This is a genomic window from Alteromonas sp. Mac1, assembly GCF_001562125.1.
GTDB classification, from domain to species: domain Bacteria; phylum Pseudomonadota; class Gammaproteobacteria; order Enterobacterales; family Alteromonadaceae; genus Alteromonas; species Alteromonas stellipolaris.
The window spans coordinates 2,414,969-2,439,985 of the sequence record NZ_CP013932.1 but is presented as its reverse complement, the minus strand read 5'-3'; the positions used below and the strand labels follow the sequence as shown (position 1 = coordinate 2,439,985).

At 42.2% G+C, this 25,017-nt stretch carries 28 protein-coding genes; 16 read left to right on the top strand and 12 right to left on the bottom strand.

Going from position 1 to position 25,017, the window contains the following annotated elements:
• Positions 1–136: 136 nt before the first annotated feature.
• The 4 genes from AV939_RS10470 (at position 137) to AV939_RS10455 (ending at position 4,069) form a co-directional block, all read left to right on the top strand.
• Positions 137–1,291, top strand: coding sequence for an acyl-CoA dehydrogenase family protein (locus AV939_RS10470; protein ID WP_057791673.1), 1,155 nt, complete (start codon positions 137–139; stop codon positions 1,289–1,291).
• Between the two features lie 53 nt (positions 1,292–1,344).
• Complete coding sequence (locus tag AV939_RS10465) at positions 1,345–2,475, top strand: enoyl-CoA hydratase/isomerase family protein (RefSeq protein WP_057791675.1); 1,131 nt, start codon at positions 1,345–1,347, stop codon at positions 2,473–2,475.
• Between the two features lie 148 nt (positions 2,476–2,623).
• Positions 2,624–3,487 (top strand): putative RNA methyltransferase, encoded by an 864-nt coding sequence (locus AV939_RS10460; RefSeq protein ID WP_057791677.1) that lies wholly within the window; start codon positions 2,624–2,626, stop codon positions 3,485–3,487.
• A 24-nt stretch (positions 3,488–3,511) separates the two neighbouring features.
• Positions 3,512–4,069, top strand: coding sequence for a D-glycero-alpha-D-manno-heptose-1,7-bisphosphate 7-phosphatase (locus tag AV939_RS10455; protein WP_057791679.1), 558 nt, complete (start codon positions 3,512–3,514; stop codon positions 4,067–4,069).
• A gap of 176 nt (positions 4,070–4,245) precedes the next feature.
• Here AV939_RS10455 and AV939_RS10450 read toward each other — a convergent pair whose 3' ends face one another.
• Both AV939_RS10450 and AV939_RS10445 read right to left on the bottom strand, forming a co-directional pair.
• The gene (locus AV939_RS10450; RefSeq protein ID WP_057791681.1) at positions 4,246–5,763 is read right to left on the bottom strand and encodes a DUF3413 domain-containing protein; all 1,518 of its coding nucleotides are present in this window, start codon (positions 5,761–5,763) and stop codon (positions 4,246–4,248) included.
• A gap of 12 nt (positions 5,764–5,775) precedes the next feature.
• Complete coding sequence (locus AV939_RS10445) at positions 5,776–5,991, bottom strand: DUF1414 domain-containing protein (protein ID WP_057791683.1); 216 nt, start codon at positions 5,989–5,991, stop codon at positions 5,776–5,778.
• A gap of 159 nt (positions 5,992–6,150) precedes the next feature.
• Here AV939_RS10445 and yejK point away from each other — a divergent pair, with 159 nt between their 5' ends.
• The 3 genes from yejK to AV939_RS10430 all read left to right on the top strand — a co-directional run bounded on the left by yejK (position 6,151) and on the right by AV939_RS10430 (position 9,197).
• A complete protein-coding gene (yejK, locus tag AV939_RS10440; protein WP_057791685.1) occupies positions 6,151–7,215 on the top strand; it encodes a nucleoid-associated protein YejK in 1,065 nt (354 codons plus the stop codon).
• A gap of 65 nt (positions 7,216–7,280) precedes the next feature.
• Complete coding sequence (locus AV939_RS10435) at positions 7,281–8,156, top strand: 6-pyruvoyl trahydropterin synthase family protein (RefSeq protein WP_057791687.1); 876 nt, start codon at positions 7,281–7,283, stop codon at positions 8,154–8,156.
• A 153-nt stretch (positions 8,157–8,309) separates the two neighbouring features.
• On the top strand, positions 8,310–9,197 hold the full coding sequence (locus tag AV939_RS10430) for a M23 family metallopeptidase (protein ID WP_171008992.1): 888 nt from the start codon (positions 8,310–8,312) through the stop codon (positions 9,195–9,197).
• A gap of 177 nt (positions 9,198–9,374) precedes the next feature.
• Here the strand turns inward: AV939_RS10430 and AV939_RS10425 are convergent, their stop codons facing one another.
• Positions 9,375–11,159, bottom strand: a complete 1,785-nt coding sequence (locus tag AV939_RS10425) for a M61 family metallopeptidase (protein WP_057791689.1) — start codon at positions 11,157–11,159, stop codon at positions 9,375–9,377.
• A 129-nt stretch (positions 11,160–11,288) separates the two neighbouring features.
• Here AV939_RS10425 and AV939_RS10420 point away from each other — a divergent pair, with 129 nt between their 5' ends.
• The 4 genes from AV939_RS10420 (at position 11,289) to AV939_RS10405 (ending at position 14,514) form a co-directional block, all read left to right on the top strand.
• Positions 11,289–11,972, top strand: a complete 684-nt coding sequence (locus tag AV939_RS10420) for a PilZ domain-containing protein (RefSeq protein WP_057791692.1) — start codon at positions 11,289–11,291, stop codon at positions 11,970–11,972.
• A 57-nt stretch (positions 11,973–12,029) separates the two neighbouring features.
• The gene (locus AV939_RS10415) at positions 12,030–12,491 is read left to right on the top strand and encodes an Mpo1 family 2-hydroxy fatty acid dioxygenase (RefSeq protein WP_057791694.1); all 462 of its coding nucleotides are present in this window, start codon (positions 12,030–12,032) and stop codon (positions 12,489–12,491) included.
• A 119-nt stretch (positions 12,492–12,610) separates the two neighbouring features.
• Positions 12,611–13,690 carry a sensor histidine kinase gene (locus AV939_RS10410; RefSeq protein ID WP_057796143.1) on the top strand — a complete coding sequence of 360 codons (1,080 nt, stop codon included), beginning with the start codon at positions 12,611–12,613 and terminating at the stop codon, positions 13,688–13,690.
• Entirely contained in the window at positions 13,687–14,514 is an 828-nt protein-coding gene (locus tag AV939_RS10405; protein ID WP_013784030.1) for a LytR/AlgR family response regulator transcription factor, read from the top strand. Before AV939_RS10410 ends, AV939_RS10405 begins: the two co-directional genes overlap by 4 nt.
• Before the next feature lie 185 nt (positions 14,515–14,699).
• Here the strand turns inward: AV939_RS10405 and AV939_RS10400 are convergent, their stop codons facing one another.
• The 3 genes from AV939_RS10400 to AV939_RS10390 all read right to left on the bottom strand — a co-directional run bounded on the left by AV939_RS10400 (position 14,700) and on the right by AV939_RS10390 (position 17,853).
• Positions 14,700–15,695: an ATP-dependent 6-phosphofructokinase gene (locus tag AV939_RS10400; RefSeq protein WP_057791696.1), complete on the bottom strand. Its 996-nt coding sequence runs from the start codon at positions 15,693–15,695 to the stop codon at positions 14,700–14,702.
• A gap of 185 nt (positions 15,696–15,880) precedes the next feature.
• Entirely contained in the window at positions 15,881–16,210 is a 330-nt protein-coding gene (locus AV939_RS10395; RefSeq protein ID WP_057791698.1) for a hypothetical protein, read from the bottom strand.
• Entirely contained in the window at positions 16,210–17,853 is a 1,644-nt protein-coding gene (locus AV939_RS10390) for a tetratricopeptide repeat-containing response regulator (protein WP_057791700.1), read from the bottom strand. The genes AV939_RS10395 and AV939_RS10390 overlap by 1 nt, the downstream gene beginning before the upstream one ends.
• A gap of 192 nt (positions 17,854–18,045) precedes the next feature.
• Between AV939_RS10390 and AV939_RS10385 the strand changes: the two genes are divergently transcribed.
• The 4 genes from AV939_RS10385 (at position 18,046) to rluF (ending at position 20,794) form a co-directional block, all read left to right on the top strand.
• On the top strand, positions 18,046–18,531 hold the full coding sequence (locus AV939_RS10385) for a VC2046/SO_2500 family protein (protein ID WP_082819605.1): 486 nt from the start codon (positions 18,046–18,048) through the stop codon (positions 18,529–18,531).
• 86 nt (positions 18,532–18,617) lie between these two features.
• Positions 18,618–19,613, top strand: a complete 996-nt coding sequence (trhO, locus tag AV939_RS10380; RefSeq protein ID WP_057791704.1) for an oxygen-dependent tRNA uridine(34) hydroxylase TrhO — start codon at positions 18,618–18,620, stop codon at positions 19,611–19,613.
• 61 nt (positions 19,614–19,674) lie between these two features.
• Entirely contained in the window at positions 19,675–19,917 is a 243-nt protein-coding gene (locus AV939_RS10375; protein WP_013784036.1) for an EF-hand domain-containing protein, read from the top strand.
• A gap of 136 nt (positions 19,918–20,053) precedes the next feature.
• On the top strand, positions 20,054–20,794 hold the full coding sequence (gene rluF, locus AV939_RS10370) for a 23S rRNA pseudouridine(2604) synthase RluF (RefSeq protein ID WP_057791706.1): 741 nt from the start codon (positions 20,054–20,056) through the stop codon (positions 20,792–20,794).
• 46 nt (positions 20,795–20,840) lie between these two features.
• On the opposite strand, the gene AV939_RS10365 is transcribed toward rluF, so the two are convergent.
• The gene (locus AV939_RS10365) at positions 20,841–21,968 is read right to left on the bottom strand and encodes an alpha/beta hydrolase (protein WP_057791708.1); all 1,128 of its coding nucleotides are present in this window, start codon (positions 21,966–21,968) and stop codon (positions 20,841–20,843) included.
• Between the two features lie 259 nt (positions 21,969–22,227).
• Positions 22,228–22,428 carry a hypothetical protein gene (locus tag AV939_RS10360; RefSeq protein ID WP_057791709.1) on the bottom strand — a complete coding sequence of 67 codons (201 nt, stop codon included), beginning with the start codon at positions 22,426–22,428 and terminating at the stop codon, positions 22,228–22,230.
• 211 nt (positions 22,429–22,639) lie between these two features.
• On the opposite strand from AV939_RS10360, the gene AV939_RS20275 reads away from it, so the two are divergent.
• A complete protein-coding gene (locus AV939_RS20275) occupies positions 22,640–22,942 on the top strand; it encodes a hypothetical protein (protein WP_057791711.1) in 303 nt (100 codons plus the stop codon).
• 120 nt (positions 22,943–23,062) lie between these two features.
• On the opposite strand, the gene AV939_RS10350 is transcribed toward AV939_RS20275, so the two are convergent.
• The 4 genes from AV939_RS10350 to AV939_RS10335 all read right to left on the bottom strand — a co-directional run bounded on the left by AV939_RS10350 (position 23,063) and on the right by AV939_RS10335 (position 24,975).
• Positions 23,063–23,578: a hypothetical protein gene (locus AV939_RS10350; protein ID WP_057791713.1), complete on the bottom strand. Its 516-nt coding sequence runs from the start codon at positions 23,576–23,578 to the stop codon at positions 23,063–23,065.
• A gap of 87 nt (positions 23,579–23,665) precedes the next feature.
• Positions 23,666–23,992, bottom strand: a complete 327-nt coding sequence (locus AV939_RS10345; RefSeq protein ID WP_057791715.1) for an antibiotic biosynthesis monooxygenase family protein — start codon at positions 23,990–23,992, stop codon at positions 23,666–23,668.
• A gap of 96 nt (positions 23,993–24,088) precedes the next feature.
• Positions 24,089–24,469, bottom strand: coding sequence for a VOC family protein (locus tag AV939_RS10340; RefSeq protein WP_057791717.1), 381 nt, complete (start codon positions 24,467–24,469; stop codon positions 24,089–24,091).
• An 86-nt stretch (positions 24,470–24,555) separates the two neighbouring features.
• Positions 24,556–24,975, bottom strand: a complete 420-nt coding sequence (locus AV939_RS10335; protein ID WP_057791719.1) for a hypothetical protein — start codon at positions 24,973–24,975, stop codon at positions 24,556–24,558.
• Positions 24,976–25,017 lie beyond the last annotated feature (42 nt).

The window sequence follows — 25,017 nt, the reverse complement described above, 5'->3', positions numbered from 1 at the left end:
TATTTAATTTTGATGTTTACGTTTACGTGAAGGTAAGTTGTTAGATACTGTATTTACGAGTGACGACGCTATGGTTGTGTTTCACTTGAAGCCAATATGACAAATTACCAATTTATTACCCAGAAGGGCAAGTAACATGAATTTCGACCTTTCAGATGATCAACTCGCCTTCGAAGAAACTGCTCGCCAATTCGCGATGCAAGAGTTCGCACCCCATGCAGCACAATGGGACAGAGACCATCATTTTCCCATTGAGGCCATTAGAAAAGCGGGTGAACTAGGTTTTTGTGGTTTGTATACGCCTGAATCAGAAGGCGGGCTGGGGTTATCGCGCCTTGATGCATCTATCATTTTTGAGCAGCTTTCTATGGGGTGTACCACCACCACGGCCATGCTGACAATACATAATATGGCAACGTGGATGATTGCTACTTGGGGCCAAGAAGCCGTTAAAAAGCAATGGTGTGAAGTACTTGTATCAGGTGAAAAACTGGCGTCTTATTGCCTAACTGAGCCCGGTGCAGGTTCAGATGCTGCTTCATTAAAAACCAAAGCTACGCCAGTAGAGAATGGTTATGTGCTTAACGGCGCAAAAGTGTTTATTTCGGGCGCAGGCAGTACCGACGTGCTCGTGGTAATGGCGCGTACCGGAGGAGATGGACCCAAAGGGATCAGTGCCTTTGCCGTTCCAGCTGACGCTGAAGGTATTATTTATGGCAAAGCAGAAGAAAAAATGGGCTGGAATGCCCAGCCAACCAGAATGATCACTTTTGACAATGTAAAAATTGATTCGTCGTGTCGCTTAGGTGATGAAGGGCAAGGCTTCAAAATGGCCATGCAAGGGTTAGACGGTGGGCGAATTAATATAGCAACGTGCTCCATAGGAACAGCGCAACAAGCGCTCAATGTGGCCAGACAGTACCTTACTGAACGTGAACAGTTTGGAAAACCCATTGCTACCTTCCAAGCGTTGCAATTCAAATTAGCTGATATGGCAACTGAATTGGTTGCGGCCCGTCAAATGGTGAGAATGGCGGCCAGTAAGCTTGATAGTAAGCATGCCGATAGCAGTACATATTGCGCAATGGCCAAACGGTTTGCGACAGATGTGGGTTTTAAGGTGTGTAACGACGCGTTACAGTTACATGGTGGATACGGCTATATCAAAGAATATCCGCTAGAACGTCATGTAAGAGATGTGCGGGTACATCAAATACTAGAAGGCACGAACGAAATTATGCGGGTCATCATCGGTAGGCGTTTGCTAAGCGATGAAAACAGCGTTCTGTAATAAGATAATAACAGGCGCGGTGGTATAGCATAGAATGCAACAAGGAGTAAAAAGTGGAACACACAGAATCAGTAGTGGTTGTTGAAGAAATCACAACAAACTCAGGGCATATTATTGGCGTGCTTACTCTTAATAAGCCCAAAGCCCTCAATGCGTTAGATTTAGAAATGGCGAGTTTGTTATTAGACGCACTACAAGCATGGGAAAATAGAAACGACCTTGTTTGCGTAGTGTTAAAAGCCGCGGGTGAAAAAGCATTCTGTGCCGGTGGCGATATTGTATCTATGTACAACGCCATGCTTGAATCGAATGGCGAAATCCCTGACTTTCTAGCCTCTTTTTTCCGTACCGAGTATACCCTTGATTATACCATTCACCATTACGCTAAACCCATTATTGTGTGGGGGGCGGGCATCGTCATGGGCGGTGGAATGGGGTTGATTTGTGGTGCAAGCCATCGCGTGGTTACCGAAACGTCCCGCCTTGCGATGCCTGAAATAACCATCGGATTGTACCCTGATGTAGGTGGCAGTTATTTTCTGCCACGCTTGCCAGGTAAAACTGGGCTTTTCTTGGGGCTTACCGGTGCACAAATGAATGGTGCAGACGCGTGTTATGTAGAATTAGCTGACGTATTAGTAGCGTCTGATCAACAATCCGCAATGTTTGATGCACTGCAAAGCTTCTCGTGGAAATTTGATGATGAATCTGAGTCCCTTAACGGGCAAGTCACCGCTATATTAGACGGCCTAAACGCACCAGAAAGTGAGCTAGCGAGAAATGTAGAATCTCACCGTACGGTTATTGATAAATGGTGTGAACCAGACAACGTCACCGATGTGGTTAATAACTTATTATCAGCGGATGTAAGCGAAGATAAGTGGTTAAGTCGGGCGCAATCTACATTGGCTAAAGGGTCGCCTATAACCGCGCACTTAGTGTTTGAAGAGTGTAAACGTGGCGCCAAATTGTCTTTGGCTGATTGCTTTCGTATGGAAGCGATTATGTCTTGTCGCTGTGGTCAACACGGAGAGTTTCAGGAAGGCGTACGCGCATTACTAATAGAAAAAGACTTATCGCCTAACTGGATGTACAAAAAAGTGGAAGATGTGCCAGAAGAGGTGGTTGCCTCTTTCTTTGATTCCCCATGGACCAATGAAGCCCACCCATTGGCTGATTTGTAGCCAGCCTTCATCGTGTGAGCGGTCCTTCGTGTTAAAACACGTAAACACTTTGACAACCTAGTATCAACGCTGAAGCAGTCACGACACCGGCGGCGAAGTTTGGTAAACTCGCCGCCAGTATTAGACAGTTTTACAGTGGATTCTTTTTATGTGGCAATGCCCACTTTGCCGAAGCCCAATCGATATGAGTGCCTCGGTCATTCAATGCAGCAATAACCATAGTTTTGACAAAGCGAAAGCAGGCTACGTTAATCTTCTTCCCGTACAATTTAAAAATTCCAAGTCACCTGGTGACGACAAAAGTATGGTTCGCGCCCGAAGAGAGTTCCACGATCTCAATGGTTATGGGCCCTTAAAGCAGCGCATGACAGATATAGTGGCGCAGTATTACACCGATACCCGTAGTAGTGACAATGCCGATATCAATGCAAAGCCGGAACTTGCGATCTACGATGCAGGGTGTGGCGAAGGGAGTTACCTAAACGCCCTAGTCATAGGTTTAAAAGCCAAAAGTATTCACACTACCGGCAGCGGTAGTGATATCGCGAAAATTGCGGTGGAATTAGCGGCTAAGGCGTATAAGTCGCAGCAGTTTGTTGTGGCCAGTAGCTTTGATTTGCCCATTGAATCGAATACTCAAGATGTGGTTATTCAGGTTTTTGCCCCCGGAAGCAGTGAAGAGTATACACGTGTGTTGAAAGCGGGTGGTCTTTTGCTTACCGTAGACCCAGCACCCATGCATTTGTTCGAGTTAAAATCATTGGTATATGATAACCCCGCAAAACATGCGGTAGAAAAAGAGGAGCGGGTGGGTTTCGAACAATCTATGGATGAAACAGTCAATTATCCCCTGCATTTCGATAACGATGAACAAAAAATCGCGTTGATTAAAATGACGCCGTATTACTGGCGTTTACCACCGGACAGATTGGCAGAAATTGTTGAGGAGCTAAACCAAGTCACCGTTGATTTTCGTGTTCAAGCTTGGCTAAAAATGCCAGAGACCGTTTGAGTGTATTTGAAGAGATAGCACAACATGGGTTCACACACTGTTAAAGCCTTGTTTTTAGACCGTGATGGCATTATTAATGTCGATTATGGTTATGTGGGTCGGTACGAAGATTTTGAATATGTTGACGGCATATTTGCGTTAATAAAGCGTTTCGAAAAAGCAGGCTATAAAATTATCATTGTTACTAATCAGTCGGGTATAGCACGAGGCTTATATTCTGAAGATGATTTTAACGCTTTGATGAGTGCCGTTCAGCAAGACTTTTACCAAGCCGGTATTGGCGAGGTTTCTGTGTATTTTTGCCCTCATCACCCAGAGCATGGCATTGGCGCGTACAAAAAACAGTGTGCGTGCCGAAAACCAAACCCAGGCATGCTACTACAGGCCGCTGAAGAGCACTCTGTTTCATTACCTTTGAGCATCATGATTGGTGACAGTTGGCGAGATATACAAGCAGGGCAAAAAGTAAGTTTATCCCACTGCTATTTTGTTTCCCGAAAAGCCCCGCCAGCTGGAGCAGAGCTAGGCAATGTCACTCAAGTCACATCTTTGAACGACATACCTGTTCCCAGTAGCGTTTAATTCACATTTTCCTTCGTGCTTTCATTAACGCTAGTTAATAGCTAAGGCGATCATAGAGTCGAGTAAGCAGAATGAAGAGAAAACAAAGTCGTATGCCAAAAGCATTCGCGTTGATAGTGGGTTAAAAAGCATGTGAATGGATACAAAAAAGGCGCCTAAGTGGCGCCTTTCATGTTTTAGTTTTGGTTAGAAAACCGAGACAAATGTTTGATGGCTTGACTTAATAAATCAACGTTAAGCGGGGCATTGCTGCGCTTACCTGTAGCAACGTCAGTAATTTCGTAACTACCGTTACTTAGCACATCAGTACGTTTGCCATTGTGGAACACCACAATACGCTCACCAGAGGTACTGACTAGCCATTTGCGACTTGGGTTTAATAAGTTTTGACCCGTAGAGTAGAAGGTTGTAGGCGCCGCGCATCCAAGGGTATTCATAATTGTTGGTGCGAGATCTTCAGTGCTAGCGATATTTGCACTTAGCGACATGTTACTGTAAAGCATGCCTTGCGAACTCTCGCTCCCGAAACCGGTAGCAATCATTACCTTGTTGGTTTGCAGCATTTCTTGCGTTACATAGCCTTCAATCGCAGATGCAGGTAAAAATGCCAAGTGTAAACCATTATGATTGTTTGAAAGAGGCTGGCGATAACTAGTAAACAAATCGTCAGGTAAACTTTCATCAAAATGAATAGAGACAGGCATTCCTAGACCAACGGGTAAGGCTAATAGTACAGGGCGCTTTTTACTTAGTGAGTCTTGATAAATCTCTGGCACACCAAACAAGGTGGTAGTTATCAATCCTTGTAAACTACTGGCGGTAGAATGGTAGTTTTCTAACGCATTAAGCCCAAGTGTGTCTATACCAGCAATAGGGGCATCATCAATCTGCACTATCACTGTCATGTTCTTACCAGAATCTATAGAGCAATATACAGGCTCCGCAGGATAGCTAATATTATGAATATCGGTATTAAACTGGAGCTGTTTACGCTCTTCATAGGCGGCTAAATCAAGCAAGCCATAACGCGACATGGTAGTTTTAGCTGTAGCTGGGTACGACAGCGGGAACATATTATCTTGCTTGATGATAGGCTGATACAATTCGGCATCGGCCCATACATGCACTGCATGACTGGTAACAAAACACACCACAAAAAAGCTGGCTACTGGCACACCAATTTTATGCTGTGAAAAGCGCTCAACCCTTTTCCAGATAGCATTGGCAAGCACAAGCTGAAAGCCTAACCACACTAAAAACAGCATGAATAAATAAGCCCACTGTTGCCAGTAGAATTCACTTATTTGCGTTTGTGCTTCAGTTTTAAGCAAATCGGCAGCGTGAAAACTGATATGAAAGCCGGTGCGATTAAATAACAACGCATCGAATGCCAGCAAGGCAAGTCCAACCGCAGCAATAATAGAAGCACTGGCTTTAATTGCCCTTGGATTGGTGGCTAAGTAGCACAAGGGCAAGATAAAAATTACAAACCCGAAAAAGGTCATAAAGCCAATATGGCCCAACCAATTGGTGAGTAGGTACAGCGTACCTACGCCCGTGCCAGGCATGGGAGAAGAAAAAACAAAAATTGATGCAATAACAATGGCTATTATTATATTCGCTAGCGCGAACCAATGGCCCCAATTAACTAATTTCGTCACTCGCTGGCGGCGAGGAGATTCGGCTAAAATCATAAAAAAGCCTACTTAACCTTGAACACTCTTCTTGAGCACATTAGCAAACTGATCTGCCATGGCTTCGCGTTTGTCAGGACTAACCTGAGTCTGTAAAATATGGGTAATCACATTACCTAGTACCATTAGCGATAGATCTCTCCCCGCATCGTTTTCTTCGAGGGTTAGAATGACTTTATTCATTAAGGTTTCAAATTCAGCAGTGGTATAACGACTGTTCTGGGGCACTGTTACGCCTCTTTTTCATGATTTCTTTGATAAAAAGAATGGTTTTACTCGTAAAATGATTATAATCGTTGTTTGAGTGATAACAATCATTCATTCTAAAATCCCGCAATTCCGTTAGTTTTTCTGACATTTTTTAAGCAACAGGACACCCTAATCGCTATGAGTGCACTGATTCATCACTTTGTTGTACACCGTTTAGTCGTTAATAACGAGGATAAAATTGAAGCTATCCCTCGTGACAATTGTTTGGCAGTCACGCCAGAAATTGAGCTTCTCGCACACCAGATTAACCACAGCTTTAATGCTAAGCCCGGTAAAGGGGTGGGTCACTTTGTTTCACAAAGCGATGAAGAAAACACTGATAACGTTGCAGAGTTTTCCGAAGGTCTAAAAAACTACCTAACGCAGAAAAAAGCAGGCGGCGACAATTTAGAAGAAGAATTTCATAGCTTTTCGTTATCAGCCACCAAGCGATTAGTGAAAACGTTAATAGATACAGGCACAGTAGAAACAGGGTTTCTCATTTTTTGCCAGTATGAGTTTTTAGCGACGCAATATTTGATGATTGCGTTGCTAAATACGCGCTCTCACGTTGAAGTGACCAATTCACTGGATTTGTCTGCTCGAGAGCATCTCGATTTGGCACGTATGCAACTAGCAGTTCGCATTGACCTAACCCAATGGGATATACAACCCGAACAGCAGCGTTACGTTAGCTTTATAAAAGGCCGTATGGGCCGTAAAGTGTCAGACTTCTTTATGCAGTTTGTTGGTTGTGAAGAACTGGTTGATGTGAAGCAGCAAAATAAGCAGTTAATTTCGTCTGTAGACGCTTATTTGGCTAGTGAATCATTAGATCCACAAGAGCAGCACCAACACCGCGAAGAAGTGAAGACGTATTTTAAAGAAAAGATTGATGCTGGCGAAAGCTTATCGGTTGATGAATTAGCGAACAGACTACCTTCAAACGAAGAAACCAGTAGCAACTTTTCATCATTTACTCAGTCTATGGAAGTACCGCTTGAAAAAGAAATTCAGCCAGATCCTGCAGCGTTAAAACAATTAGCGAAATTTACAGGGCAGGGCGGCGGTGTATCGGTAAGTTTCGAGCGCAAGCTGATGGGCGATCGTGTATTTTACGACCCCGCTACCGATACCTTAACGATTCGGGGGATTCCACCCAATTTAAAAGATCAGCTTAATCGCCAATCTTCTATGGACTAATCACTGCGTTTAACACGTAAAAAACGTATACTAACAACAGAAAACGAACACGATACAAGGGTGTCATGCAACTATTTGTAAACGATTTGACAGTAATGGACTTTTCTTACCTTTGCCCCAAACGCGGCATGGTAGGTGAAAGCTGGATTGTCGATGTAATCCTAACCGGCGAACTTAACGAAGAAAGTATGGTTCAGGATTTTGGAATTGTTAAGAAAGATCTTAAACGACTGATTGACGAGTATGTCGATCATAAATTGCTTGTGCCTGCAGAATATGCGGGCGCAACGGTTATCCATGATGACGTAAATGAACAGGTTGAAGTGCGCTTTACCTGCGAAGATGCGCGAGAAATTATGCTTCGCTGCCCAGCAGAAGCCTATGCGTTTTTGTATTCAGATGTAGTTACCATGGAATCGGTGAGCGTTTATTTAAAAGAGGTGCTTGCCACCCATTTACCCGAAAACGTTGATAACATTACTTTAAAGCTGCGTACCGAGGTGATTGATTCGCCGTTTTATCATTATACCCACGGGTTAAAAAAGCATGACGGAAACTGTCAGCGTATAGCGCATGGTCATCGCTCTCGTATTGATATTTACCTCGATGGTAAAATAAGCGAACAAGAACAAGCCTATTGGGCGAACCGTTGGGACGATATCTATATCGCCACTACGGAAGATGAAATAGCGTATGAAGATCGCAAAATAACCGGTTCAGTCGCTACCCCTAGCGATTATTTCTTGTTTGCTTACGAATCATCACAAGGCTATTTTGAGTTACTTATTCCTAAGGCCGATTGTGAAGTGATCACTACAGATTCAACGGTGGAATGTTTAGCTCAGTACTTGTTAGTTGAGCAAAAGAAACGCACTCCCAACAATCATTGCCAAGTAGTGGCGTATGAAGGTGTGGGTAAAGGCGCCATGGTGTCTGACTAATTACTTCATTTTTGTTTAAGTATGGTAGGCAAAATCGGGTAAAGGCTATTGGCAAGCTTAGAATAAAAGAACGGCACAAGCGCTGCATAAGTACTTTATAAATTCAGCATCGATGCGAATCAAGTGTGATGAAAGTGCGAGAAAGGAGTAGTAATGAGTTCTAGGGTTAAGGGTGTAGAGTCTGTCCAATCTAGTGTGATCAACTCACTAAAAGTCGCAGTACGTTCTGCTGGCATGTCAGTCTTACTATTGTTGGGTGGTAGTTTAACTGGCGCTCATGCGCAGCAAGACGGGATAACGTTAAATGGCACCCTAACGCAAGGTAGCTTGATAAGAGGTCAGGTTGCCCCTGATGCTGTCGTTACGCTTGATGGCGAAACATTGTCGCTAAATAGCGAAGGCAAATTCGTTTTTGGTTTTCCTCGCGATGCAGGCCTTTCTCACAAGCTTAAAGTCGAACTTGCCGATGGCACCAGTTCAGTACGAGAAATTACCCTCACTAAACGTGAATACGACATTCAACGTATAGACGGGCTAGACTCTAAGATGGTGACGCCGCCAAAAGCAGTGCTTGAAAGAATTAGACAAGACAACGTTAATGTGGCTAAAGCTCGCAGTAAAGTAACTGATGCCGATGCATTGTTTACGCGCTTTGAGTGGCCAGCTAAAGGTCCAATAACAGGCGTTTACGGAAGTCAGCGTGTATTAAATGGTGTACCAAAATGGCCTCACTTTGGCGTAGACGTGGGTGGACCTACAGGCTCGCCAGTAACGGCACCAGTTCAAGGCACAGTTACGTTAGCAGAAGATTTGTATTATTCAGGTAATACGTTAATTCTTGATCATGGAATGGGCGTCTTTTCTACTTTTCTTCACTTAGATTCCATCACAGTGAAAGTAGGCGATACAGTAGCGCAAGGCGAGCAGATTGGTACCATTGGCGCTACGGGTAGAGCGACAGGCCCACACCTAGATTGGCGAATTAACTTGGGCAAAATGCGCCTCGACCCTCAGACGGTAGTGTCGGGAACGCCTGATTAGAGCGGGAACGCCAGAATAAAGCGGTAACGCCTACATAGGCAAACAACGCGCCTCGTCATCTAACAATAAAAAGCGCTACCCAATGCGGTAGCCCTTTTTTGTATTTACTGCTAGCTCTTAGTATGTGCGTATCTAAAAAGACATAAATCTACATAAGCAAAAATAAACCGAGAGTGGTTAGTTAAGCCCCAGCCATGCTGAAAATTTGCTCTCATCAATAATGTCAAAATAGCACACATCTTCTCGTGCATTTCTTATGTCAAGATCACCAGTTAACAATCGGCCATCTCGAATAAGTGAAAGGCTGACTTGGCCAGTATTGGTGGCATCTAAAATCCGTTGTAATTTCACTTGGTTTACCACAAAACCATTTATGGCAATAATGATATCGTTAACCATAACGCCTGCGTCGGCAGCGGCTAAACCTTCAAAAACTTGCGTAACCGTTAATCCTAATGGAGCTGGCTTGCAGTTAGCACCTAATTGTCGTTTCATACCCTCAGCGCTTGTTTTGCCTCCTTTGTCATCGGCAGACACCTTGCTGCGGGTAATGAGCTTAACGCCAATGGTCGACAGCCAATTCTCTAACGGCACGTCTTTAGTGCCGTAAACCACATCAGCAAGGTAGTCAGAAATATCAATATCAAAATCTTGCTCACACAACGTGGCAATAACGTCGTCAGGGGTGCCTTTTTCGTCGCGGCCGTACTGATCCCATAAATGACGCATCAGCGAATCTAAGTTGATTTCATTATTCGACTTTTCACGTAGCAACAAATCTAGGCCAAAAGCGATAATGCCGCCTTTGGTGTAGTAACTAACAATTGAATTAGTTGCACTGGCATCCTGCTTGTAGAATTTTGTCCAAGCGTCGAAGCTACTTTCCGCTACTGACTGCTTAAACCTACCTGCATTTTGCAATAAACGCGTTAAATTCTGCGATACGATATCTAAATATTTTTGAGGAGTAATAGTGCCCGCACGCGCTAACGTGACGTCATCATAAAAGCTGGTAAAGCCCTCATAAATCCACAGTTGGTTTGTATAAGTTTCTTTTTGTAAATCGGGCTTTACCATCACCTCGGGCTTAATACGCTTAACGTGCCATGTATGGAAAAGTTCGTGGCTGCATAAACTCAAAAACGTAATGTAACCGTCAGTTTTTGTCTCGCTTTCGCCGACCATAGGTAGGTCGAAACGCGGAAAGAGTAGGGCGGTAGAATCACGATGCTCTAGACCACCAAAACCAGTATCTGCCAACAACGTCATAAACAAATAACGTTTAATAGGCTGCGGATCGCCAAATAACTGCATATGGTGCTTACAAATTGGGGTTAAGTCATTTGCAATACGCTCTATGTCGAGGTTATTTCTACCAGAGAATAACAACTCGAAGGTAACGCCCTCTACTTCAAAACTGTGAAAGTTACATACCCCAATATAAAGTGGATGGTCGATAAACTCAGCATAGTCTGCCACTTCATATTCCCAGCTATCTGGCATATCTTCAGTCATTGGCATACTGGTATAGGCACGCCAATTCGCCACAGCTGGTTTAATAATTTGTAATTTACATGGCTGTTGTTCAAAGCCTTCAACACTTAGAAATGCACTGGTGCCGTTAATAAAGGCATACTCGTCGTTAATAAATGCAGAACGGACTGATAAGTCGTTGGCATATACTCGATAAGTAATAGTGACTGCCTCACCGTGGGTATCGGCCTGCCACGTTTGCTTATCTAATTTTGTGCAAGTAACCGGTTCGCCAGAAGCAGTATTGCTCGCTGTTAAAGACACTATATTTTTGGCAAAGTCTCTCACCATGTAACTGCCAGGGATCCAAGACGGTAACGTGAGCGATAAGGTTTGTGATTCGTGAGAAGGCACGGTTAACGTTACATCAAACAAATGTTGTTGCCACGAGTAAATCGACAGTTGGTAGTGAAGTGAAGCGCTATTCATGGTGACCTTTATAAAAAATTATTCGTATCTTAAAAATATGGCGACATCATGCCTGATAGAGAAGGTTTTGTCAGCCGACACAAAATTGGTTACATTTAGAGTAAGTATAATAAGAATGTTCTTAAATACATGTCAGATAATGCAGTAAGTAGTCAACTTAACCGAGAAGACGTCGATAATTTGTGTGCCTTGCCACCGGGTGCAGTGGTAGATTTACAAATTACGACGCCAACGGCACCTAAGCGGGTAAAAACCGCTTATGTAGGAATGGAACTTGCTACCTGCATGATATTCCAGATACCCACTTCCGCAAAATGGATAGTTGTCAGAGACTTATTGACGGTGGGTAACGACGTAGTAGTACGCTTTGTACTTGAAGGCGATGCCGGGCAAGTTATAGCGTTTAGGGTAAAGGTTCTCAAATTATTGGCTAAACCCTCAGGGTTATTAATTACCAGCTTTCCACGCCGCATAGAATCTATAGGCCTTCGTGCTAACAAGCGGGCGCAGCCGGGTATAGCGGTTAAAGTGTCCTGTGAAGCCTTTCCTGAATCTGAACATGTGACCGGTATTATTGTGGATATATCTAACGATGGCTGCCGTATAGCTCTGCCGCTCAAGCCTGAATGGCCCATCATGATTGATGAAACTAAAATTGCATTAGTTTATTCAACCGATGGTAAAGAAGCCACGTTGAATGCCACTGTCAAAAATCACCAGTTAGAATCAGACTTTGTTTATTATGGCTTGAAATTCGATAGTGATGACGATGCTGTCAATGCACTCTTAGCAGGCCATACGCTAATTAGTTAATACGATGTTCACAACAAAAAATTGAAGCAATTATTATAACAATAAGTGGAATTTGCTATGAGAACGATTGAAAAGCTATTACTGCAATACAACGAAAGCCACCAAAATAAAACCAACGTGCTTATTCACGGCATTGCGGTGCCTAGTATCTATTTTGTCACCTTAGGGCTTATTTGGGCGATACCCGTGCCCGATTTCATTGCCAATTTCAATGTGACTTGGGCACATATCGTTGCCATTCCAATCCTGTATTATTATTTCAAATTGTCTGGTCCCATTGGTGCGGCCATGACACTGCTTACCATTGTTTGTTTCGGTGGTATTAATCTTATTGCCTACTTTGGCGTTAGTGTTTGGCTGTTCTGTCTATCGCTGTTTGTTGTGATGTGGATACTGCAATTTATCGGTCATAAAATTGAAGGTAAAAAGCCCTCATTTTTGGAAGATCTTCGCTTTTTACTTGTAGGCCCAGCATGGTGGTGGATGCATTGGCTTAAGAGATTGAATATTAGTTATTAGTTACGGTCACTAATCTTAGCAAAGCGTGCGACAAGTCGCATATGAAGTACGACCAAGATGCTCCTACAGAGGCTTACCTTGCGTATAATCTATCAATCAATTCAACCACTGGTAAACATGTGAGCCGCTTTCAGCGCGTTATTGAAAGTAACGAAAGGTTATTTTGGACATTGCACAGCGCAGGCTGGGCAGGTTTTGCCATCATCTATTATATTGGCTCGTTCCTTCACGATGTAAGGCCAATTTGGGTATTTATAATATTACTCAATGCTTACGCAGGCTGGTTGTTAACTATACCATTGCGTTACGTCTATCGCTGGGCAAGAAAACAGTCGCCGTTAAACATGCTAATGACAGTAATTGCATCCTGTTATCTGATTGCGTTGTTGTGGGCTGTGGTTAAAAATATAAATTATTGGGAAATTTACAAGCATGGCTACAGGCCTGATGCTTGGTACATGTATTTTACCAATACGATTAACTCACTCATCATGGTGGGCTGTTGGAGTGGCGTTTACTTCGGTATTAAGAACTTCCAGATGTTGCAAAAAGAAAAGCAAAATGCGCTTAAAGCCAGCACCATGGCGCATCAAGCGCATATTAAGATGCTGCGTTATCAGCTGAATCCTCACTTTTTGTTCAACACGCTAAACGCTATTTCTACCTTGGTGTTACTAAAAGAAAACGATACCGCAGAAGCGATGGTCTCTCGCTTGAGCGACTTTTTGCGCTATTCTTTGGATAACGACCCTATTAAACGAGTGCCTTTAGGCCAAGAAACAAAGGCCTTACGGTTATATCTTGAGATTGAAAAAGTACGATTTGATGACAGGCTAGAAGTGGTCTGGAATATCGATGAAGAGTGTGAAAACGCACTTGTTCCTAGCATGATATTACAGCCTATTATTGAAAATGCTGTTAAGCACGCCATTTCTAAAATGGAGAATGGCGGTCAAATTGCTATAACAGCCCGCGCGTTTGGAAACGACTTACTAATGGATGTGGCTGATAATGGGCCCGGTGCCGACATTGTAGATGGTCAGTTAAGCCGTGAAAATGGTGTTGGACTGGCGAATATTAAAGAGAGATTGCATTCACTGTATCAACGCAATTTCGCATTTTCTATTGAAGATAATCAGCCGTCGGGTGTACGAGTTCGAATTCGTATTCCCTATGAAGTAAAGGATGTATGCGCATGACAAAGCAAGTAATTAAAACCCTAGTGGTAGACGATGAACCACTCGCTCGCCGTGGACTTCGGGCTAGGTTAGAACGTCATGACGACATTCAGGTACTTGCTGAGTGTCAAAATGGGCTTGAAGCAGTAAGTAGTATTTCACAACTTCGTCCCGATTTAGTGTTTCTTGATATTCAGATGCCTGGGCTAAATGGCTTTCAGGTTATCCATAAGCTGCGTGAGCTCAACCAACCTATCCCCATGGTAGTGTTTGTTACTGCGTATGACAGTTATGCGATTAAAGCATTCGATGTGCATGCGTTAGACTACTTATTAAAGCCTGCAGATGATGAACGCCTTAAAGATGCCCTAGTGAAAGTGCGAGAATATTTCGCCACACAGCATCAAGATGAACAGTCTAAACGCTTAGTGAATTTGGTGGCCGAGTTGACTGGCGACGATTGCGAAGAAATCTTACGTAAGCTAGCCAATGGTGAGCCGGTTGAAACCAATCCTTACCCCGATGTATTGGCCATTAAAGATGGTTCTGAAGTTACCAGAGTGAATGTTCAAGACATACAGTGGATAGATGCCGCGGGTGACTACATGTGTGTTCATGCATTAGATGGTATGCACATTATGCGTAAAACCATGAAGGAGCTCGAGCAAGAGCTTAACCCTCAGTGGTTTGTGAGAGTACATCGTTCCGCTATCGCTAATATTCGTTTTGTGAAAAAATTAGTAAGCCACATTAGCGGTGAGTATCACCTCATTTTGCAAAATGACACCGAACTAAAAGTAAGTCGTAGTCATAGAGACAAAGTAAAAGCGGCGATGAAAATGTAACGCTAAAAGCTTGGGTCTATAAGCCTTAAACTGATAGCGTAGACAACGTATTTGTTCAAAAATGCCCGAGAAATCGGGCATTTTTATTTCTACTAACTGATTGAGTTAACTTATTGATATATCGTATTTAGTCAGGGTTATGCGTAACCATTTATCGAGTGCTACAGCAATTAATTAGTCGTATTTCAGTATCGTTCATTCATGATGGTGAGCATGGTTTCCATACTAGAAGGGTTTAACGGTTTGTTCTTCTCCCATGTTTGTGTAAGGGGAATTTCACTGGGCGTACCATTAAGTTCACCTACCATAACGCCGTTGGTGTCACTACCCACTAAACTCACAGCATAGGTGCCTAACTTAGTAGCAAGCAACCTATCTTGACTCACCGGTGAACCACCACGCTGAACATGACCTAGCGTTACAGGGCGAACTTCAGACTGGGTTTTTGATACCAGTTTGTTGGCCAAATCGTTAAGTCCACCAGGCCACACATTTTCAGCTACCACTATAATAAAGCTAATCGCGCCTTTGAGTTGTCTTCTCTTCTCAATTTGCCCAGTAATTTTATCCAGTTCTGCATCACATTGATCAAAGGTTTCTGGCAAAATAACGTAATCAGCCGCCGAGGCGAGGGCTGAATTCAACGCAAGAAAACCGGCATGTCTGCCCATCACTTCTACAATGAAAATACGTTCAAACGCGTCTGCAGTGTCTCTGACTTTATCGATTGATGAAACGACTGTATCGATAGCGGTGTAATAACCAATGGTGGCATCGGTGCCAGCGACATCATTGTCTATGGTACCTGGAATACCAATAATTTGACCGTGCCAGAAATCTGCCAAATGATCAGCACCTCTAAAAGACCCATCGCCGCCAATCACAATGAGGGTATCAACCTCTAGTTTTGTAAGGTTAGTGGCAGCAGTTTTTGCTCCTTCGTCGGTTTTGAAAGGTTCGCAACGGGCGCTGTGTAGTACGGTGCCCCCTTGCTGGATGAGGTTGTGCGTTGCTTGAGGCGCAAGTATCTCATACTCTTGCTCAAGTAAGCCGTTATAACCATGCTGGTAACCAAACAGCGTAAATCCTTGTCTCTCACAGGCTATAACAATAGCTCGAATACAAGCATTCATTCCTGGCGCATCACCACCCGATGTTAGCACTGCAACGCGTTTCGACATGTTTTCATCCTTTTCTCGTCTACTTGATAACGCCTCTTTAAATAGATGTTACTACGAACAAGGCGCTAGACCATACGGTAACATGGCAACATCAAAACCACACCGCCAATAAAACCTTACGTTGCCTGTAAGGTGCTGCCTTTAAAGCTCCGCATAACGCTTGGTATCAAAAAACAACCCGCTACTTAATAATCTTTAGGAGGTAAACTTTCCTTGTTAACCGCCGCTTTGGCTTTTTTGCCAATGGCTTGTTGCTCTCCCTTACAAATAGTGTCGTAATCATCGCGATAATACCTGAAGTTTTCACATTCACTTTCATAACGCTTTTTCGCTGACATCGCTTGCTGTGGGTAGCGATTATCATTCATCACTTTCGACAAGCTTTTGCATACATGTAATTGACGATTTACTTCTACAATATCTTCACAAGGTGGGGTTTGGCTGCATCCATTAAGTGCTACAACTGAAAGTAGGCTAGCAAGCGCACAGATTTTTTCAATTAGGGTTATTGTCATTATGTAATTCCCATAAAAGTGTCTAAGTCGTTACGTAGCGTAGAGTATTTCTCTTCGTGTTGCACCTTTAGTGGCATGTCATCAATAAGTTTATAAAGTCGACGACATTCTTTAAATAAATCAGGATCTGGCTTTTGGTTTTTGCTTAATATCTGTAATAAGCACTGTAATAGGTTGAGGGCTACACCTGTATTTACCGGCGAAAAGCCTTGTGCAAGGGCAAAGGAGTCTTTTGCTTTTTCATATTGGCCTTGTTGGTAAAGCTGAATGCCTTCACGGTTGAACTGCTGATAATTAGTCATGTTTTGTTGGACTTTTGTCGTCTCTGAACGTAACAAGAAGTCGCTATTAGAATCGAATTCTAAATTCTGCTGTTTAATGATGTCTTGAAGTTGCAGTGCGTCTTCAAATTCACCAAGGTCGTACATGACTTTAAGGCTATCCGGTATAAATGTGATTGGCGGCGTGGTGTACTTTTCGTCTATGGCAGCTTGTGATTGCGCCAAATTCTTTTTGGCATCAAGCATTTTCCCATCAATAGCATTAACGCGAGCGTTGATAATGCTGCCAAAAATACTGACATCAAAATCTTCGTCTATACGTAATATGTTTTCATCAAACTTACCCCGTTGGAGGGCAAGCAAAGCTTCTTGTTGATAGCGATTTCGCGTGCGTTTGTCATCGGTATATTCGGCGACATCAAGCAAGCTTCGAATAAATCCACACCAATGCAGGCTGTTCTGATGTACGGTTCTTTTCGATAAGTCCCATATGGCCAAACTAGAGGTAGAGGCTAAAATGTAATCCTTATGGTTTCGCGCTATGGAGCATGCACTAAAATGCCTAGGCAAAGAAAAGGGCGAAAGTTTTATGGCATGCTTAATCGCAGAAATCGCGGCTTCGCCCTGATCCTTTGCATCATTGGCTTTCGCCAATACATCATGGGCCTCGGCATTAAACCGGTTGCGTTTAATAATATCCTCGGCAATACCAATGGCTTTATCGAATTCTTCTAAAGCTAGATAGGTTTTTGCCAACGCAACCTTAGCCCAAAGTATTGGCTTTCCCTCTAAGTAAGGCGCAAGTACATCCAGTGCTTTGTCGTATTGTTCTAGGCGCAAATACAGTTCAACTAAAAGCTGCTCACACGTGCCTGTATAGGGTGATGGGGTACTAATAAGATCTTCACACAAATCGATAGCATCGTTGATATTTTCATTGGCCACCTCTTGTAATACCGCCCCTAAAAACTGTCGTTTTTGCCATGCGCGGGTAATACGGGTTTTAAGTTGTACCTGTGAAAAGGGCTTAATAAGATAATCATCAGGGCGTCGTTCAATAGAGCCAAGTACTACAGGGCGCGCACTATCAGCGCTAATTAATATAAACACGGTGGTGGGTTTAATTAAGCGCTTTATTCTCAGCTCTTCTATAAGCTCGAAACCGTTTTTTTTGTCTACCCCTAAATGAAGATCGCAAACAATAATATCGAATTTCTGCTTTTTACACAGTGACAGCGCCTTTTCCGCAGAAGACTTGGTAACAACGTCACTTGCGCCCATGGAATGCAATAATCCACGTAGTAATAAGAGAAAAGGGCGTTGATCTTCAACAATAAGCACCTGCTTATTCGAAAAGTTCATTTTTCATCCAATGATAACCATGACACTTTAACTACTTGAGAGGTTCTATACATGATTGTTTAAAATAACGATAAGGGCAAGAATAAGCTTAAGAAAAACATTATCTTGCCGACACTATAGGTATGAATTTTAAATCGTCTTATTTTTGTGTCTGATAACGATATAAACACAATTAAATCCATAGATCCCAGTATGGCATGGGAATGGAACGGCACGCTGTCAAAAGCAGCGGGTAATGCCACGCTTTTTGCTTTGTATTTGGCAATGCAGCAAAGTGCGCTTGCCGATACAATATCGATAGAAAGCCCTAGCGAAGACGAAGCCAGTAGTGACATCACACAACGACTAGAAGCGCTTAACTTTTACCGCAAAGCACCACTTTTTGCGAGTGAGTCAGATTGGTTACACATGAATCGATTGTCTCAAAAAATAGCGCATCAAGTAACACAGCAAGAGCCCTCATCATTGCAGTTTGATGAAGTACGCCTTCACAATGAAATGCACCCAGTGCCACTTGCACAAACAAATGACGCTAAGAAAATCAGGCAAGATATTATTACTAACTGTTCGTTAGCAACGCAAAAGCGCATTGCCGCTACTTATTCCTCCTCTATTGGTGAAGACAACACCATGCTTAGTGACATCATTGAGCAGTCTGAGTCCTTTCTTGCTGCCTAACTGGAAATGTTAAAACTGATTTGATATAGTGCGCGCCGCATTTTTGCACTGGTTTTACGTTCCAACTAGCAAAGGTTAACATTACTATGTCTAAATATATCGTTTGCGCGATGTACAAATTTGTTGCGCTTGAAAACTTCGAGGCCATGCGCCAACCCCTATTAACTGCCATGGAATCTAATGGCATTAAAGGTACGCTTTTACTTGCCAGCGAAGGCATCAATGGCACAGTTTCAGGCACGCGAGAAGGTATTGATGGATTACTTCAATATCTTAATGCCGACGAGAGAATTAATCCTATCTCTTGTAAAGAATCACTTCACGAAGAACAGCCTTTTTACCGCACCAAGGTTAAGCTCAAAAAAGAAATCGTCACCATGGGTGTTGAAGGTATCGACCCACGTAAAACCGTAGGTACGTACGTGAAACCAGCCGACTGGAACGCGCTTATTAGCGACCCCGATGTGACTGTGATAGATACTCGAAATGGTTATGAAATCGAAATTGGTACTTTTAAGCACGCTATCGACCCTAAAACTGAAACTTTTCGGGAGTTTCCAGAGTATGTCGCTAAAACATTAAGCCCAGAAAAAAACAAAAAAGTGGCCATGTTTTGCACCGGCGGTATTCGCTGTGAAAAATCTACGGCTTATTTAAAAGAGCAGGGGTTTGATGAGGTATACCACTTGGAAGGCGGTATTCTTCAGTATTTAGAAGATGTACCAAAAGAAGAGTCATTGTGGGAAGGCGACTGTTTTGTATTTGATAATCGTGTGGCTGTGAATCACGATCTTGAAAAAAGTGATTATCATCAGTGCTATGCCTGTCGTTTACCGATTACCGATGAAGACATGCAAAGTGAAAAATATGAGTCTGGCGTAAGCTGCCCGCATTGTTTTGGAACCCATACAGAAGATCAACTTTCCCGTTTTCGTGAGCGCGAAAAGCAGGTGAATCTTGCCAAGATGAGAAAGCAAGAACACGTGGGTACAGAGGCACGAATTACTATGGAACAAAAACGTGAAGAAAAGGCCCGCTTACAACGTGAGCGCGCATTAAAAGCAAGAGAAAATCAAGCATAGACACTACTCAATAAGGGCGTTAAACTCACCCTCTATGTAGTTGCTAAAAAAGGGAAAGCGTGTGACCGCTCAACTTTCAGACGAAAAAATTGAAGAAATAAAGAAAGATTTCACCTTCTTCGACCAAGATGGTAATGGTCAAATTGATTTAACGGAGTTTATCGAGTTATTAACCGTTATTTCTCCAAAAACAAAAGCCAGCCATGTACAGGAAGGTTTTAAATTAATAGACAGCAATAACGACGGCTATATCGATTTCGAGGAATTCCTTGAGTGGTGGCAAGAGTGTTGGTGGGAATATTAATACTAACTGAATGTTAAAAAAGCGAGCTTTTAGCTCGCTTTTTTTATAGTAAAATTAATGGTAACAACATTGAGAGTAAAACCGGCGAGGTTTACTCACGTTATCGTTTAGAAGCGAAAGGGTAAGGACTTTTAGCATGACCTCTGAGGTAACAAAGCGTCTTAATAAATATATCAGTGATACTGGACTGTGCTCACGACGTGAAGCTGATAAATTGATTGAGCAAAATCGGGTTACCATTAACGATAAGCTGCCTGAACTGGGTACTAAAGTAGCGCAGGGCGATCAGGTGAAGGTTGATGGTAAGCTTGTTAAAGCCGTGGCCGAAGACAAATCAGACCGCATTTACTTGGTATACAACAAGCCCATTGGCATTACCTGTACCACCGAGCGCCATGTAAAAGGTAATATTATCGATGCCATTAAGCACAAACAAAGAATCTTCCCAGTAGGCAGACTTGATAAGCCATCAGAAGGATTGATTATTCTGACCAGTGACGGCGATATTGTGAATAAAATTTTGCGTGCTGAAAATGCCCACGATAAAGAATACGAAGTTACCGTTAACCAACCCATTAGTGAACGTTTTGTTCAAAAAATGGCAAAAGGCGTACCGATTTTAGGCACCGTGACTAAACCGTGTAAGGTAAATGCACGTGGCAAGTTTCAGTTTTCAATTATTCTAACCCAAGGCCTAAACCGACAAATCAGGCGCATGTGCGAATTTCTCGGCTACGAAGTGACTAAACTGAAACGCACACGCATCATGCACTTAGAGCTAGGTAATTTAAAACCAGGCCAATGGCGTAACCTTACGGAAAAAGAGCTAAATCAACTGAATAGCGCTGTGCAAAAATCATCTAAAACCGCAGGGTAGGCGCTATAAAATAAAGCGGCTTAACCTACTTGAAGGGCTTTATACGTTAAGAGAACAAACTTTGAAGTTGTTCTTTTTGTTCTGTGCTAAGCCCTTTAATTAACCGCAACGCTGTACCAAGCGCCTGTTTAGCTTCATCTTCCATATTAAAATGAAGGTAAGCATTGATCAGTGCGGTATGTGCATTTAAAGAATGTGGGTAATTTTCTGTATTCCATTTAAGCAGGGCTAGCGCATCGTCTTGCCTGTTTAAATACTGTAACCACTGCCCATAACCAGCAGCCCGATCTTCGGGAATAATCATCGATGTTTTTAACAATGACGAACGTGTTGCAAAGATAGCCTGTAAATCGGCTAAGGTTTGCGGTGTTTCAGGTATTGCCCAACCATTAAATAAATACTTCACACCATAGTACTGACCAAGTAATGCAGTGGTGTTATGCGTTTCATTACTAAACATTTGGCTGGTTACAGCAAATTGCTGGTTAGGGTAACGCTTTGTTAGTGCAACAAAGTTGGCGAAGGGCTCAGTCATTGTAGGCTCTTCTTGTGCTATAGAAATATACAAACGCCCTTGTAAACTGCCTTGCTTTAACGCGTTTTCAGTTAATGTAAGTAACTGGCTTTTATTCCAATATAGAGATGGGCTTACTGCTACAACACCATTGAACAAACCTGGTCGTTTCACTAAAGCATTAATAGCAAATTGTCCCCCGTGTGAGGTGCCAGCCAACCCTTGGTAATCTAAAGTACGATAGCGCGCTTTTACTTCGGGTATCACTTCTTGCTCAACAAAAGCTAAAAACAGGTCTGCATTTACTAACTGCTGTGGGTTTTGATTATTTGCACTGGTTAAGGTTAAGTCTCTTTCGCGTGTTTCACGAGGGTTCACAATACCCACAATAATCATCTGTGGTGCCTGATCGAATTTTGCCAAATAATCTATCGTACCCGCAGTATGAGGCCCCTGAATATCACCATCTGTTACATACAATACAGGGTAGTGTGCGTCGCTTTTTAAGTAACCTGCAGGCAAATACACTACAAGGTTACGTGTTTCACCAAGCTTTTTACTATTTATAACTAAGTCTTCGGTTGTAAATACTGTTTCAACTGACCACGCGTTACATTGGCTTCCCAATATAAGTAACAATCCGTAAAGTATCCTTTTCACTATATATTTCCCTATTTTTAAATTGTTATGTGAAATTCTCTAAGGCAATTAAGATTATCTTTCAAACGGCGAGTGAGTAGGGCGCAGCTTTGCAGATAACATGGTGTTAGGCATCCCCTTTAATCACGTACAGAATGTTAATAAGTGCGGACTTTAACAATAGACCTACACAAGACAATAAGCTCTTGAAGGCCATAATAACCAAGGCGACCCCGACCAGTGAATCTACAGGTATAAAATTAAACAAGCAAATAGCTTGCTAAAGCATAATGCCTATAAAAACGCTTTCGTAAGAAGCATGCCGATCAATAAGCACTATAAACCCTGCCAATAGTAGCGCGCCAGTGTAGTAATAGGATGAGATCCAAGGCTCAATTTCACCGATAAAAAAGGGTGAAAAAAATAAAATAGCAGCACCAAGCAGGGTTGATACAAACAAACCTAAAAGAAACTGTCTCATTAGCTTTTCCCTTTTTCCAATGCCTAACGAGTTGCCGTTTTAGCTAGATCAAATATTGCCAATTGGAGGCGCGTTGGAGTTTATGGTAAAGCGAAAATACCTTCAGCCGTTACCAGTTCGAAATAAAGGCTTTAGTAATAGCCCAATTAATTTACAAGCCCAACAACAAGATACAGGGAACAAAAGTATAACCCGATAGCTAAATAGGCCAATGAAAAAAAAGCTATTAATGGCCCATATACCGTACCAAAATTTTCCGAAAATAAAGGTGGCTCTCCTTAACTTAGCGTTCAGTAAAGCTAAGGAAGATGGGATTAATAAAGTGGCAGAAAGTCCAAATAAAGGAACGACAACAAACATTAATACTAAGCCGACCGAACTTGCGGCAGACCCATTTGATACCGGAGTTATGATAAACATTGACCAGTACGTAACTACTAGAGCAGCCAGTGCGCATATTAAGCCTAAAATTTGGATGCTACGCATATATTCCTTAAAAATAACAATCCAATGAGGGCGGTAATATGTAAGCTAAATAAAGTATCCATGCACCTTTGGATAATTCTAAATCTGATTTGGCTACATCAGTTACCACAACAATAGAACTGACTAAGCGCCAATCTAACTAATTACTTCATTGCCAAAATGCGTGTTCAGAGCGGACTGAACATGAATTAACTGGTTGGGTTATATTTGTGCGATCAACTACCCAACAATCCTCATAAATTGAGCAATAACAGAGCTCTATTTCAATATTATCATCTATAGCTAATATATCCGAAACCGACTCACCTTTGTATTTTAGAGGTGTTATAGAGTGACCCGACGGCAAAGTAGTATTATTTAAATGGGATTGAGATATATTTTTGAATTCTGGAAATTCTGACCATTTTTTTAGAAATTTCGTACCCGAATAAACTTTTGCGTACTTGATGAGCGCTGGGCCAGTTCCCTTATTGGCAACGCCATAACTAAAAGAATTAGTATTATGGCTTCTAGAAATTTCAATTTTAGGCCATACCGAAGCTTTAGCATAGGCGCGGTCAGTGTAAGCAGAGTAAATTGAAATGAAAGCGGTAAGCAGTCCAATAAACAGAGCTGTGAGTGCGATTATCATCTCTGGGTTTCTGTACCATTTTTCTCTTGCCATAAATTTAGCCCTTAAGACACTTATTACGAAGCCAGTTGGCAACCATGTTTACGACTTAGGCCGTGTCAGCCGTTGCTCAATTTATTGTTATACATCAAAGACTCTACGATGTAAGTAATCAATTTCAACTTCCATTTCATACAAGGTTTTTGTTGATTCTAAATTAAGGCTTTCTCGCATTAATTGACGTTGCTGTTCATATGCGGCGCTCATTTCGATTTTAGCGGCTTGGCGATAGGTTTCTTCATCTGGCCATTGAGCGTAAGCGATAAAAGTATCGTTCTTATGCCTATGTAAACGAGAACCTAGACTTCCTTTGAATAGGAAAATACCTTGCGTGGTTTTGGGCCATGCGGAAAGAAATTGCTCTTCATATCCAGTCTTTACTACGAACTCAAACATTACGACGAACATTACAATTCTTCCTTGATGTAAACGCCGCAATAGACGGCTAGAAATAATTTACTGATATTTAAAGCAAGCAATCTAACGAGTACTTTCAAGTGCGTGTTACTCGCGTATTTCTACTTTCCACGGCGGATTTAAGCGGTTTTCGCCCGCCCAGTAGAGTTTGATCTTATTACCAGAAGGGTCTTTTAGAATAGCCTCTTTCCAAAGGTAACTTTGCTCAGTAGGGGGTTGTATAAACTGAATACCTTTTTGAGATAAATTTTGGTAAAGCTCATCAAGGTGTTCGTGTTCAAAATAAATTACCGACTTATTTTCAAACACTTCATTTTCAAGAGATAAAGAAAATGTAGCGTTTCCATTTGGGCAAGAAAATCTAGCATAGTGAGGTGTGTCGACAATTTGTGTGAAGCCAAGCTTTAAGTAAAAACCAACAGCATCATCCATATTGCTTACTGGTAAAGTAACCTGATTGAGTTCCATTTATTTACCTACGTTAAAAACTGATTATGTGGAAAGTTTGCGGCTAGAAAGCTTAAAGCCCCGCTTATTATTAGTTGATTTATTTGTTATATGTTTTTTAGCCAACCATTCTGAGATGCTATTAAAACGACGGAATCACTAATTAATTGGTCTTTGTATTTGTTTTTGTTATGAACTGCCGGACCAATAATTTCGAATTGCTTGTTTAATTTTCGGGTAAGTTCTTCGCTATGTATTTTTAAACTTTGATTGTCAGCAATGTTAATTACCAGCCGTCCTTGTTCGTCGAGCGCTAATAGAAAATCTGAAGAAGTCGCCCGTTTATTTTGAAAAGAAGCTTTTTGCCATTCGAATGCGGTGGAAAAATGGAGTTCACCGTCATGTAGCCAAGTCTCTTCTGTTTCGCCACTTTCCCTGAACTGCTGACTTGCTATATTCGCTAAATCTTCAGGGGAAGGGGAACATGCATACAGGCCTAGTAACAATATTAAAAGTACTGGTTTCATAAATCATCCTTGTAAAACGTCAACATAAGCTTAAGCATTATT